The sequence below is a fragment of the Streptomyces sp. NPDC020362 genome (assembly GCF_040642095.1).
Classification (GTDB): domain Bacteria; phylum Actinomycetota; class Actinomycetes; order Streptomycetales; family Streptomycetaceae; genus Streptomyces.
This window is the reverse complement of the sequence record NZ_JBFAET010000246.1, coordinates 1-11,834: the sequence shown is the minus strand read 5'-3', so window position 1 is coordinate 11,834 and position 11,834 is coordinate 1. Positions and strand designations below refer to the sequence as shown.

11 protein-coding genes are annotated in these 11,834 nt (G+C 73.2%); 8 read left to right on the top strand and 3 right to left on the bottom strand.

Annotated features, from left to right (window positions below; all coding sequences use genetic code 11):
- Positions 1 to 777: 777 nt before the first annotated feature.
- The 8 genes from AB0H32_RS42775 to AB0H32_RS42740 all read left to right on the top strand — a co-directional run bounded on the left by AB0H32_RS42775 (position 778) and on the right by AB0H32_RS42740 (position 8,914).
- Entirely contained in the window at positions 778 to 2,061 is a 1,284-nt protein-coding gene (locus tag AB0H32_RS42775; RefSeq protein ID WP_361133290.1) for an NADH-ubiquinone oxidoreductase-F iron-sulfur binding region domain-containing protein, read from the top strand.
- A gap of 69 nt (positions 2,062 to 2,130) precedes the next feature.
- Positions 2,131 to 2,322: a ferredoxin gene (locus AB0H32_RS42770; protein ID WP_361133287.1), complete on the top strand. Its 192-nt coding sequence runs from the start codon at positions 2,131 to 2,133 to the stop codon at positions 2,320 to 2,322.
- Position 2,323: 1 nt separating this feature from the next.
- A complete protein-coding gene (locus tag AB0H32_RS42765; RefSeq protein WP_361133284.1) occupies positions 2,324 to 4,378 on the top strand; it encodes an acetate--CoA ligase family protein in 2,055 nt (684 codons plus the stop codon).
- A gap of 58 nt (positions 4,379 to 4,436) precedes the next feature.
- Entirely contained in the window at positions 4,437 to 5,609 is a 1,173-nt protein-coding gene (locus AB0H32_RS42760; RefSeq protein ID WP_361133281.1) for an acyl-CoA dehydrogenase family protein, read from the top strand.
- A 59-nt stretch (positions 5,610 to 5,668) separates the two neighbouring features.
- On the top strand, positions 5,669 to 6,841 hold the full coding sequence (locus AB0H32_RS42755) for an acyl-CoA dehydrogenase family protein (protein ID WP_361133278.1): 1,173 nt from the start codon (positions 5,669 to 5,671) through the stop codon (positions 6,839 to 6,841).
- A 112-nt stretch (positions 6,842 to 6,953) separates the two neighbouring features.
- Positions 6,954 to 7,856: a 3-hydroxybutyryl-CoA dehydrogenase gene (locus tag AB0H32_RS42750; RefSeq protein WP_361133275.1), complete on the top strand. Its 903-nt coding sequence runs from the start codon at positions 6,954 to 6,956 to the stop codon at positions 7,854 to 7,856.
- A 47-nt stretch (positions 7,857 to 7,903) separates the two neighbouring features.
- A complete protein-coding gene (locus AB0H32_RS42745) occupies positions 7,904 to 8,515 on the top strand; it encodes a TetR/AcrR family transcriptional regulator (protein ID WP_361133273.1) in 612 nt (203 codons plus the stop codon).
- A gap of 30 nt (positions 8,516 to 8,545) precedes the next feature.
- Positions 8,546 to 8,914 (top strand): hypothetical protein, encoded by a 369-nt coding sequence (locus tag AB0H32_RS42740; protein ID WP_361133269.1) that lies wholly within the window; start codon positions 8,546 to 8,548, stop codon positions 8,912 to 8,914.
- A gap of 80 nt (positions 8,915 to 8,994) precedes the next feature.
- On the opposite strand, the gene AB0H32_RS42735 is transcribed toward AB0H32_RS42740, so the two are convergent.
- The 3 genes from AB0H32_RS42735 to AB0H32_RS42725 all read right to left on the bottom strand — a co-directional run.
- Positions 8,995 to 9,261 carry a hypothetical protein gene (locus tag AB0H32_RS42735; protein ID WP_361133266.1) on the bottom strand — a complete coding sequence of 89 codons (267 nt, stop codon included), beginning with the start codon at positions 9,259 to 9,261 and terminating at the stop codon, positions 8,995 to 8,997.
- Positions 9,262 to 9,767: 506 nt separating this feature from the next.
- Complete coding sequence (locus AB0H32_RS42730; RefSeq protein WP_361133263.1) at positions 9,768 to 11,180, bottom strand: FAD-binding oxidoreductase; 1,413 nt, start codon at positions 11,178 to 11,180, stop codon at positions 9,768 to 9,770.
- 68 nt (positions 11,181 to 11,248) lie between these two features.
- Positions 11,249 to 11,834: tetratricopeptide repeat protein (locus AB0H32_RS42725; protein WP_361133260.1), on the bottom strand; the 586-nt coding region annotated here is incomplete at its 5' end.

The window sequence follows — 11,834 nt, the reverse complement described above, 5'->3', positions numbered from 1 at the left end:
CCGCCCCTCTCGTCACGGCGCCGGAGCCGCCCTCCCCGTCCATGCCATCGCCGCGCCGTCCCGTCTCCGGACACCAGGGAACGGTGCGACCCCGGAGGCACGCATGAGCGCTCGCCGAAGTCTCGTATGGCTCGGGCTCACGCCGGAGCCCGAACAGGAACTGCCCGCCGCGGTGGCCGCCCTGCGGTCGCCGGCGGACGGCCGCCCGCCGGCGGCCCTCGTCGCCGCCGAGCGGCACCGTGTGCAGCGGCTCGTGCTGCGCGGCACGCAACGCGGCTGGCTGCGTTACCTCAGCGAGGTCACCGCGCTGGTCGTCGAGGCCGCGGCTGGACCCGCGAGCACCGATCCGAGGGCGGCGGTGGTCGCCGGCGAGGTTGTCCTCGACCACCACCGCATGCTGATCGGCCTGCCCGGTGCCGGCTACACGCGCACCACCTCACAGCGGCGGGATCTGGAGGGGGCGCTGGCGCGGCTGCGGTCCCGGTCCCGCAGCGGCACCGGCCGCGGAGCCGTCCCCGGACCGTCCGGCCCTTCCAGCCCGTCCGGCCCTTCCAGTCTTCCCGGCCCGTCCGGAGTGTCCGGTCCTTCCGGTGCCTCTCGTCGGTCCGGCCTTCCGCACCCTTCCCGTCCGCCCCGTCCTTCCGGCGCCTGCGGACCGACCGACCCCTGCGGACCCACGGGTCCTACCGATCCCTCGGGTCTAACTGATCCCACTGATCCCAGGGGTCGCACCACCCCCCTCGATCTCTTCGGCCACTCCGAGCCCAGGAGCCCCGCATGACCGGCGTCTTCTCCCTCCTCCCCGAAGGACGGCCCGGCCTCCTCGCCCCCCTGCTGCCCGGGGCCTGGCCGGCCGGTGGCAGCGAGGACCACGTCGGCTACCTCGCCGCAGGCGGTTACGCGCCGCTGCCTGAGCCCGGCCGGTTGCTCGACCGGATCGACGCCGTGGGGCTGCGCGGCCGGGGCGGCGCCGGTTTCCCCGCCGCCGTCAAACTCCGCGCCGTCCGGGACGCGCCGGGCCCGCCCGTCGTCGTGGCCAACGGCGAGGAGGGCGAACCGGGCTCGGTGAAGGACCGCTGGCTGCTGCGGCACCGACCCCATGCGGTCCTGGACGGCATCAGGCTCGTGGCGGCCATGACCGGCGCCCGGCGCGGCTACGTGTATCTCTCCGACGCCCCCGCAGAGCGCGCCGTGCGCCGGGCGCTCACCGAGCGCCCTCCCGAGCTGCGCGTCGACGTCGTACGGACGGAGCACGCGTATGTCGCGGGGGAGGAGACGGCGGTCGTACGGCGCATCGACGGCGGCCCGGCGCTGCCCACGGCAAAACCCCCGCGCCCCTTCGAGAGCGGTGTCGGCGGCGCGCCCACCCTCGTCGCCAACGTGGAGACGCTGGCCCGCATCGCGCTGATGCACACGTGCTCCGAGGCCGCGGAGGCCGTCGCCGACGCCCATCTGGTGACCGTCTCGGGCACCGGAACCCGTCCCGACGCGGATGCGGGCACCGGCGGCACGGTCGCACTGGCCGAGGTGCCCTCCGGTACGCACCTGAAGGTCATCGCCGACCTGTGCGGTCATGGCAGGGCCGACGCGGTGCTGCTGGGCGGTCTGTTCGGCGGGCTGCACGGCGCGGGCTGGACCGACCTCCCGCTCGACCACGACCGCCTGAGAGCGGCCGGCGGAGCGCTGGGCTGCGGAGCGCTGCACTTCCTGCACCCCGAGGACTGCCCGGTCGCCGTCGCCACCGAGGCCGCCGCCTACCTCGCGGCCCAGAGCGCCCGGCAGTGCGGCGTGTGCGTCTCCGGCACCGGGGCGCTGACCGGCACCCTCACCGCCGTCGCACGCGGAGAGGCGGACGACGACGCGACCGGCCGGCTGAGCCGCTGGTCACAGCAACTGCCCGGCCGCGGAGCCTGCGGGCTGCTCGATGCCGCCGCCCGCGTCGTCGCCAGCCTCCTCACCCACTTCCCCGACCGGATCGACGCCCACCGCGGCGCCGTGTGCCCCGCCTGCGCGGACCCCGCACCCGCCGACGGACGCCGGTTCACGGTGCCGGTGCCCTGACCCGCATCCCGGCCTCCTCCCTCACCCCCGCCTCCGCGCCCGCACCCGCCGCACCGAAAGGAACGCACCGTGAAACTCCTGCTGGACTCCACCCGCTGCCAGGGCTACGGCCTCTGCCAGGAACCCGCCCCCGAGCTGGTCGACCTCGACGAGTGGGGCTACGCGCAGGTGCGCGAGAACACCGTCCCCGAGGGAGGCGAGGAAGCCGCCGCGGCAGCCGTCGCCGCCTGCCCCAACTCCGCCCTGCGGCTGGTGAAGTGACATGGGACGCGACCTTTCGGTTCTCTTCGACCCCGTCTCCGTAGCCGTCGTCGGAGCCAGCGACGACCCGGCCAAGTACGGCCATGCCATCGCGGCGCAGGCCCTGCGCGCCAACGGCCGCCGCCCCGTGCACCTGGTCAACCGGCGTGGCGGCACGGTGCTCGGCCGTACCGTCGCGCCCAGTCTGAGCGCGATCGGCGAGCCCGTCGACCTGGCGGTGGTCTCGGTGCCCGCCGCCGGCTTCGAGGACGCCGTCGACGAGGCACTGCGCTGCGGGGCCCGGGCCATCGTGGCGATCACAGCCGGCTTCGCCGAGACCGGAGACGCGGGGCGCACGCGCCAGCGCGCCGTGGCCGAACGCGTACGCGCCGCCGGTGCCGTGCTGATCGGGCCCAACTGCCTGGGCCTGGCCGACAACACCACCGACCTCTTCCTGGCCTCCGACACCTTCACACCCGGCGGCGTCGCGCTCCTGAGCCAGAGCGGCAACCTCGCCCTCGAACTCCAGCTCCGCTTCCGCCCGCACGGGCTCGGCTTCTCCCGGTTCGTCTCGCTCGGCAACCAGGCCGACGTCACCCTCGTCGACCTGCTCACCGACTGCGCCCAGCACGAGGGGACGCGGGCCATCGCGGTCTACGCCGAGGACTTCGCCGACGGCCGCGCCTTCGCCGAAGCCGCCGCGGCCGCCGGGAAGCCCGTCGTGCTGCTCACCGCCGGACGCGGCGACGCCTCGGCCCGCAGCGCCCAGTCTCACACCGGCGCGCTGACCACCTCGGCCGACGTGGTGAGCGCGGCGTGCCGCGACGCCGGTGTGGAACTGGTCGCCACACCCCGTGAACTCACCGTCGTGCTGGCCGCGTTGAACGGCGCGCGACGGGCGGCCGGCCGCCGGGTCGCCGTCCTCACCGACGGCGGCGGCCACGGCGTCGTCGCAGCCGACGCCACCGAGGCGGCCGGCCTGCACGTGCCCGAACTCCAGGAGACGACACGCCGGAGTCTGAGGGAGCTCCTGTGGGAGCAGTCGGCCGTCGCCAACCCGGTGGACCTCGCCGGAATGGGTGAGCAGGACCCCGGCTCCTACGCCGAGACGGTCGCCACGCTGCTCGCCGCCGAGGAGACCGACGCCGTCCTGATGACCGGCTACTTCGGCGGCTACGCGGCCGCCGACGGCGGGCTCGGCGGAGGAGGCACGGCCCTCGCGGACGGGGAACAGGCGGCCGCACACCTCATCGCCGCCCGGCACCGGGCCACCGCGAAACCCCTCGTGGTGCAGTCGATGTATCCCGACTCACCCAGCTGCCGGACCCTCACCGAGGCCGGTATCCCGGTCTTCGCCGCCACCGAGGACGCGGCCCGCGCCCTGGCCGCGACGGCACCCCGCGCGCTGGCCACCGGCGTCACACCCCTTCCCCGGCCCGCGCCCGAGCTGCGCGAGGTCGGCTACCTGGAGACCCGCAGGGCCCTCGAAGAGGCCGGACTCGCCTTCCCGGCCGCCCGGGAGATCCACGACGAGGCCGGACTGCTCGCCGTGACCGAGGAGTTCACCGGCCCGTACGTGCTCAAAGCCCTTCATCTGCTGCACAAGTCCGACGCCGGAGGTGTGGCACTGGGCCTGGCCGGACCCGGCGAACTGCTCGCCGCCTTCCGCGAGATGCACGCCCGTCTCGGCGCCCCCTCCTACTCCGTGGAGGCCATGGCGGACCTGACCGACGGCATCGAGCTGATCGTCGGCGTCAACCGCGACCCGCGGTTCGGCCCGGTCGCCATGGTGGGTCTCGGCGGAGTGCTCGCCGAGGCACTGCACGACGTCGCCTTCACCCTGGCCCCCGTACCCGCCGACCGGGCCCTGAGCCTGCTGCGCGGACTGCGCACCGCCGCCCTGCTCGACGGCGTACGCGGCCGCCCGCCCGTCGACGTCGCCGCGGCGGCGGCAGCCGTCGAGACGATCACGGCCTTCGCCGCGGCCCACCCGGAGATCGCCGAGATCGAGGTCAACCCCCTGTTCGTCGGCCCGCACGGCGTCCTCGCCCTCGACTCCCGAGCCGTGCTCGCCTGACCCGGCCCCGCCCCGGGCCGTCCGCCCCCGCCCCGTCCAGCCGACCGAAGAGGCCCCCATGGACATGCGCTACACCCCCGAGCAAGCCGACCTCAAGCGCCGAGCCGCCGACTACGCACGCCTGCTGATGCGTTACGAGGACCAGTCCGAGCAGGCCGGCGGCCCCCTGCCCCAGCAGCTCGTCACCGAACTGACCCGGGCCGCCATGGACGCCGGCGTCTACGCCATCAACATGCCCGCCGAGTGGGGCGGAGCCGGCCTCAGCCTCCTCGACCAGGTCATCGTCGAGGAGGAGTTCGGCAAGGTCACCAACTGCCTGTGGGACATCCCCTGGCGGCCCGCCAACGTCCTGGCGTACGGCGACGAGCGGCAGCGCGAGAAGTACCTGCTGCCCGTCATCCGCGCCGAGAGGTTCGACGCCTTCGCCGTCACCGAACCGGGCGCCGGGTCCGACCCGTCCTCGGGCACCTCCACGGCCACGCGCACCGACGGCGGCTGGCTGCTCAACGGCGAGAAGTGGTTCGTCACCTGCGGCGACATCGCCGACTTCCTGCTGGTGCAGGCGGACGCGGGGCCCGACCGGCTGCCCACGCTGTTCTTCGTGGACCGGGCCGCGTCCGGCGTCGAGATGACACGGGTCCCGCACTTCATGCACTCCGCCGTCAACGGGCACCCCGAATTCACCTTCACCGACGTCTTCGTCGCCGACGAGGACGTGCTCGGCGGCGTCGGCAACGGCTACGAGCTGACCAAGGAATGGTTCACCGACGAACGCCTGATGATCGCGGCCCGCACCGTCGGCGCCGCCGAACGGGCCCTGGAGCTGGCCCGTGACTGGGCCGTGGAGCGGCAGCAGTTCGGGGCGCCGATCGCGTCGTACCAGCTGATCCAGGGGATGCTCGCGGACTGCGCCGTGGACATCGCCGTCAACCGGGCCTACACCCACCAGGTCGCCTGGGAGGCCGACCAGCCCCACACCGACCGCAAGACCCTGCACGCCAAGGCCTCCACCGCGAAGCTCGCCGCCAGCGAGGCCGCCGGCCGGGTCGCCGACCGCTGCCTGCAGATCTTCGGCGGCCGTGGCTACGACCGCACCTATCCCGTCGAGCGCATGTACCGCGAGCTGCGCGTCGACCGGATCTGGGAGGGCACCTCCGAGATCCAGCGGCTGATCATCGCCAACGAACTGATCAAGCGCGGCACCCGCGCCCTCGCGCTGCCCACGCACTGACACCGCCCCGCGCCCTGCCCACCCATCACCCCACAGCCCACCCCACAGCGAGGACTCCCATGGACTTCCGCCTCACCCCGCGCCAGGCGCAGCTCAAGGCCGACGCGCGCGCCCTCACCGACGTCATCGCCGCCTACGAGCTGCAGTGCGAGGAAGAAAACGGCCTGCCCGCCGACGCCCACGCCAAGATCCGCGACGCGGTCCTCGACGCCGGACTCCAGGCCGTCAACATGCCGGCCGAGTGGGGCGGTGCCGGACTCACCATCGCCGAACAGGCCACCGTGCAGGAGGAACTGGGCCGGCTCACCGGCGCCCTGTGGGACATGGTGTGGCGTCCCGCCAACGCCCTCAGGTTCTGCACCCCCGAGCAGCGCGAGCGCTTCCTCGTCCCGGTCATCAAGGGCGAGCGGCGCGACTGCTACGCCGTCACCGAGCCCGGCGCGGGCTCGGACCCGCAGAACCTGGCCACCACTGCGACGAAGAACGACCAGGGCTGGGTGCTCAACGGCGAGAAGTGGTTCGTGACGGTCGGCGACCACGCCGACTTCATGATCGTGCTCGCCGCGGCGGGCCCGGACCGCGCCCCCACGCTGTTCCTCGTCGACAAGGACACCCCCGGCATCGAGATGACGCGCGTGCCGCGCTTCATGCACACCTTCGTCTACGAGCACCCCGAGTTCACCTTCACCGACGTCCAGGTCGGCGACGACGCCGTGCTCGGCGGCATCGGCGAGGGTTACGACATCACCCGCTCCTGGTTCACCGAGGAGCGCCTGATGATCGCGGCCCGCACGACGGGCGCCGCCGAACGGGCCCTGGAGCTGGCCCGTGACTGGGCCGTGGAGCGGGAGCAGTTCGGGGCGCCGATCGCGTCGTACCAGCTGATCCAGGGGATGCTCGCGGACTGCGCCGTGGACATCGCCGTCAACCGGGCCTACACCCACCAGGTCGCCTGGGAGATCGACCAGGCCTCGGCCGAGGACCGCAAGACCCTGCACGCCAAGGCGGCCATCGCCAAGCTCTCGGCGAGCGAGGCCTCGGGCCGGGTGATCGACCGCTGTCTGCAGATCCACGGCGGCCGCGGCTACGACCGCTCGTACGCCGTGGAGCGGCTCTACCGCGAGCTGCGCGTGGACCGGATCTGGGAGGGCACCTCCGAGATCCAGCGGCTGATCATCGCCAACGAGCTGATCAGGCGCGGCTCGGGCGTCCTGGACCTGCCGGTCGCCTGACACGTTTCCCGGGCCGGGGCCGCCATCCGCCCCGGCCCGCGACGGCCGGCCCCTTCCGGCCAAGCGGCGGACGCGGCCGGCCCGGATCACCACACAGCGGAGAGGACGACGGATGACCGACATCGAACGGGTGGGAGTGGTCGGCTGCGGCCTGATGGGCGCCGGCATCGCCGAGGTCTGCGCACGCGCCGGCATGCCCGTCACGGTCGTGGAACGCGATGCGGACGCGGCCCGTGCGGGACTGCACCGCATCGCCCGCTCCCTCGACCGGGCCACCGCACACGGCAAGCTCGGCGCCGAACAGCGGGAAGCCGCCGCGGCCCGGATCACGGTGGCCGACCGGATCGAGGCGCTGCGCGACCACGACCTGGTGGTCGAGGCCGTGGCGGAGGACGAGGCTTTGAAACTCGACGTCTTCACCCGCCTCGACGCCGTCATCACCGGCGAGCACACCATCCTCGCGACCAACACCTCCTCCATCCCGGTCATCCGGCTCGCCGCCGCGACCAGCCGCCCCGACCGCGTCATCGGCGTGCACTTCTTCAACCCCGTACCGGTTCTCAGCCTCGTCGAACTCGTCCCGTCGCTGCTCACCTCGCCCGCCACCGCGGCACGGGCCGAGGACTTCGTGACCGGCACCCTCGGCAAGGAAGTCGTCCGGACCCGGGACAAAGCGGGGTTCGTCGTCAACGCGCTGCTCGTCCCGTATCTGCTGGCCGCCATCCGCATGGTGGAGTCGGGCAGCGCGACCGTCGAGGACGTCGACCGCGGCATGGTGCTCGGCTGTGCGCACCCGCTCGGTCCGCTGGCCCTGACGGACCTGATCGGCCTGGACACCACGAGGGCCATCGCCGAGTCGCTGTACACCGAGTTTCGTGAGCCCCAGTACGCGCCGCCTCCGCTGCTGTCCCGGATGGTGGAGGCCGGTCTGCTGGGGCGGAAGTCCGGGCGGGGCTTCCACACCTACGACCTCCAGCCGCAGCGAGCGGCAGCGGCACCGGCGAGGCCAAGGTGAGGGAAGATGGTCATGGCGTACGACCACCGGACGAGGGGAGCGGCAGGGTGTCCACCAAGGTGCGCACGGCAGACACACGCGAGCGCATCCTGACCGCTGCGTGCGAGGTCATCGCCGAGATCGGCTTCGAGAAGATCCGTATGCGCATGGTCGCCGAGCGGGCCGGCGTGTCGACGGCGTTGCTGCACTACCACTTCGACACGCGCGAGAAGCTGTTCACCGAGGCGATGACCCATTCGTTCGCCAACACCGCCGTCGGCCTCGAACACGACGCGGAGACGGCGTCGGCGGCGGTCATCCTGGCCCGCATCCTGCGCAGCCTGCTGCCCACCGATCCCGAACTCCAGCAGGACTGGCGGCTGTGGCAGGAGCTGTGGGCGCGGGCGCTGCGCGACGAGACGACCCGCACCTTCGCCGTGGACCTGTACGCGCAGCTGCACGCCTGGGTGGCCGGCGCGGTGCGGCGGGGCATCGAGTCCGGCGAGTTCACACCGACCGACGTGGACGACCTGAGCACACTCGTGCTGTCACTGAGCGACGGCTACGGCATCCGCCTCATGCTGCGCGATCACACGGTCACCCTGGACTCGGCCCTCACCTCCATCTGGCGCCAGGTGTCGGCCGCGCTCGGCCTGCCGGCCGTGCTGCCGACCGACTGAAGGGTCCCCATCCCGTACGGTCAGATCTACGTGGAGAGCGATCCGGACCACTGCGGCCTGGATCTTGCAGAGGCCTTCGCCGGGCGGAGCGGCGGGCTGTGCGGGGCGTCGGTTCCCGGCGCGCTGTGGCTGACGACCGGGCTGCACACGGGCCACGTCGGCTTCACCGTCGAGGTGCACGAGCAGGCCCCGCCCCTGGAGGCGGACTGGGAGGACGTCGTCGAGGTGTCCTTCCGCCCTGCTGCGGCCGGCGGCATGCTCGTGGAGTGGGGAGGCGAGGGCGCCTGGGACCTGGACCCGGACGAGTCCGACCACCGGGTGCGCTACAGCGCCCGGGGCATGGACGAGGCGGGGCAGCAGGGCACCCTGCTCGAGGGGGAACCCCGACTGGACCGCTAGCTGCTGCAGTTCTGGCCCGCCCCGCCCGCCCCGGACCATGTCCTCAAGCAGACCTCCGCGGTCGCCGCCCACCGGCACGACTACGCCCGCCGGCTGCCGCCTCCCCCACGCCCGCCGAACGCGCCGAAGCCGAACGCCTCGCCCGGCTCGCACGGGAACAGGCCGAAGAGCAACGCCGCCTCGCCCACGAGCGATGGGAGTGGGGCGGCCGGCTGCCGAGCCAGGCCCTGCGCTCCGTCGACGGCAACGTACGCGGCCTGCTCGACTTCGAGCCGGACCTCGTCCACGCCATCGACGCCGCCGGCCCCGGGGTCCAGCGTGAGGTGGCTGGGCCGGCAGCCCGCCACGCGTGCGAAACGGCCGGCCTCGCCGACCTCGACCGGATGGCCGAGGGACTCACCGCCCTGGCCGAAGGACGCCTGCTGCCCCGCTGTTCGAGGAACCGGACCGCGTGCGGCAGGCCCCGTACACGGATCCGCGCGTCCCCCACAGAACTGTCGGCCACGCCGTCCCGTCCGAGCGGCCTCCCTTCCAGCCGCCCGCACGAGACGACGCGGACGCGGTCATGCACGAGATCGTGCTCCCGATCGTCGTCACGACGCATCCGCCGGGCGAGACGATTTCCGAAGCGCGGCACATGCTGGTGGCCACGATCGAGCCGTACCGGCGACTGCGCGTGTCGCAGCCGCACTTGGCCGCCCCCGCCCTGCTCGGTGCCACAGAAGCCGACCCGCTCCAGGCGGCTCTCGACGTCGTGTACGCAGCCGTGTCCACCTACGGCGAGGACTGCCGGACGCTGCTCCAGGAGGTCTGGTCCGGGTGCCGGGGACGTTCCTGGGCGCCGGAAGCCCGGTCACGCCGCGGTCGAGGGGCGGATGTTCTGGTTGAGCCGGAACAGGTTCGTGGGGTCGTAGGTGTCCTTGACCCTCACCAGCCGCTCGTGAACCGCGCCCGGGTACGCGGCGCGCACCTTGTCCTCGGCGGCGTCGCCGGTGAAGTTGACGTACATGGCTCCGTGGCCGTGGCGTGCGATCTCCTCGCGGGTGGCGCGGGCCCAGGCGACATGTGCGTCGAAGTCCGTCGCGTCGGGGGACCGCGCGATCACGTTGCACAGCACGCTCGCGTCCCGCTGGCTGAAGGCCGTGGCCTCGGCGGGCACGCGGGCGAAGGCGCCGCCCAGCTGGTGCAGATGCAGTTCGCTGGAGGGCGTGGGCGTCGTCAGGTGGCGCCGCAGCACGGCCTCGAGCGCGGCGTCGGACGGCTCGATGAACGCCGACGTGAAGTAGTTGTGGGCGCCGGCCGTCCACAGCGGGTCGATCAGTGACTGCATGCCCGTGTACGTCATGGGGCCCATGAGGTCGGCGACGGGAGTCCCCAGTGTGCGCAGCGGACCGACGGCCGTCTCGCCCGCCGCCGGGTCGCCCGCGTACATGCCGAGCACCACGACGACGCGGGTGCCGTGGACCTCCTCGGGCAGGAAGGGCAGGGGAGGGGCCGTCGTCAGGTTCACCACCGTCGTCAGGTCGTCGGGCATACCGCCGGTCAGCTCGCGCCAGCCCGTGATCACCTGCTCGGCCTGTTCCCGGGGATAGACGATCAGGCCGGCCAGGACCTGCGGCCCGACCGGGTGCAGCTGGTACTCCAGAGAGGTCACGACGCCGAAGTTGCCGCCGCCGCCCCGCAGGGCCCAGAACAGCTCGGAGTGCTGGTGCGCGTCGGCGCGCACCACGCGGCCGTCCGCGGTGACGACCTGGGCCCCTGTCAGGTTGTCCGAGGTCAGACCGTGGCGGCGCAGCAGCCAGCCCACTCCGCCGCCGAGCGTGAAGCCGGAGATACCGGTCGTGGAGATCAGGCCGCCGGTCACCGCGAGGCCGAAGGCCTGGGTCTCGTGGTCGAGGTCGCCCCAGGTCATCCCGGCCTGCGCGACCACCCGGCGCCGCTCGGGATCGACGACGGCGCCCTTCATCTGCGACAGGTCGATGACGATGCCGTCGTCGCAGGTCGAGAACCCGGCGATGCTGTGCGCGCCGCCGCGCACGGCGACCAGAAGGTCCTGGCTGCGGGCGAACTCGACGGCGCGGATCACGTCCGCTGTCCCGGCGCACCGCACGACCAGCGCGGGGTGCTTGTCGTGGGCCCCGTTCCAGACCGCGCGGGCCTGGTCGTAGTCGGCATCGTCGGGGCGGACGACGGTGCCGCGCAGGCCCGCCTCCAGTTCGGCGATGGTGGCGTCCCCCAGGATGCCCTTTGCCGTGTCGATCGACATGGTCGGCTCCTCGGTGTGAGTGCTTGCGCTGATGTTCACGACCGTAGGCAGCGCCTCTTAGCACTCACTCAGCAGCGGCTTTGACCGGTGGGTGCCGGTGGCGTGGTGTGCCCCAGGACGGCCGGACCGCGGGTGTCGCCGAGGCGGGCGAACAGCTCACCGGCCCGGGCGGCTGCCGCTTCGGCGGCGTCGAGGTCGCCCTCCTGCCGGAGCAGCCGCGCCAGGATGAGGTCGACCCATCCGGCGGCGGAGATCGAGCCGGCGACGTCCTCCAGACTCTGGGCGCGGCTCAGCAGGGCACGGGCGCGCGCCCGGTCACCCGCGGTGCGGGCGACGAGCCCGAGGTGAAGCAGGCTGTTGGTGGTTCCGGGGATGTCGTCGGTCTCCTCGAAGCCCGCGAGAACCCGGGCGAGGGTCGCCCGCGCGCCTGCGGTGTCCCCGTCGGCCAAGTGGAGCAGGCCGAGGCAGCCCAGGGTGATGCCTTCCTCCCGGCGGTCGCCGACCCGGCGCCGGATCGCCAGCGCCGCATCGAGGTACTTCCGTGCCGCCTCGTGGTCGCCCCGGCTCCGGTGGATGTTGCCCAGAGCAGTGAGGGCGAGGAACTCGCCGTACGGGTCGGCGAGCGCGCGGAAACAGTCGGCGCTGCGTCCGGCC

Excerpts from the sequence above, each read along its gene's own strand:
- AB0H32_RS42775 (WP_361133290.1), top strand. The coding sequence starts at position 778 with ATGACCGGCGTCTTCTCCCTCCTCCCCGAAGGACGGCCCGGCCTCCTC.
- AB0H32_RS42765 (WP_361133284.1), top strand. The coding sequence starts at position 2,324 with ATGGGACGCGACCTTTCGGTTCTCTTCGACCCCGTCTCCGTAGCCGTC.
- AB0H32_RS42760 (WP_361133281.1), top strand. The coding sequence starts at position 4,437 with ATGGACATGCGCTACACCCCCGAGCAAGCCGACCTCAAGCGCCGAGCC.
- AB0H32_RS42755 (WP_361133278.1), top strand. The coding sequence starts at position 5,669 with ATGGACTTCCGCCTCACCCCGCGCCAGGCGCAGCTCAAGGCCGACGCG.
- AB0H32_RS42750 (WP_361133275.1), top strand. The coding sequence starts at position 6,954 with ATGACCGACATCGAACGGGTGGGAGTGGTCGGCTGCGGCCTGATGGGC.
- AB0H32_RS42730 (WP_361133263.1), bottom strand. The coding sequence starts at position 11,180 with ATGTCGATCGACACGGCAAAGGGCATCCTGGGGGACGCCACCATCGCC.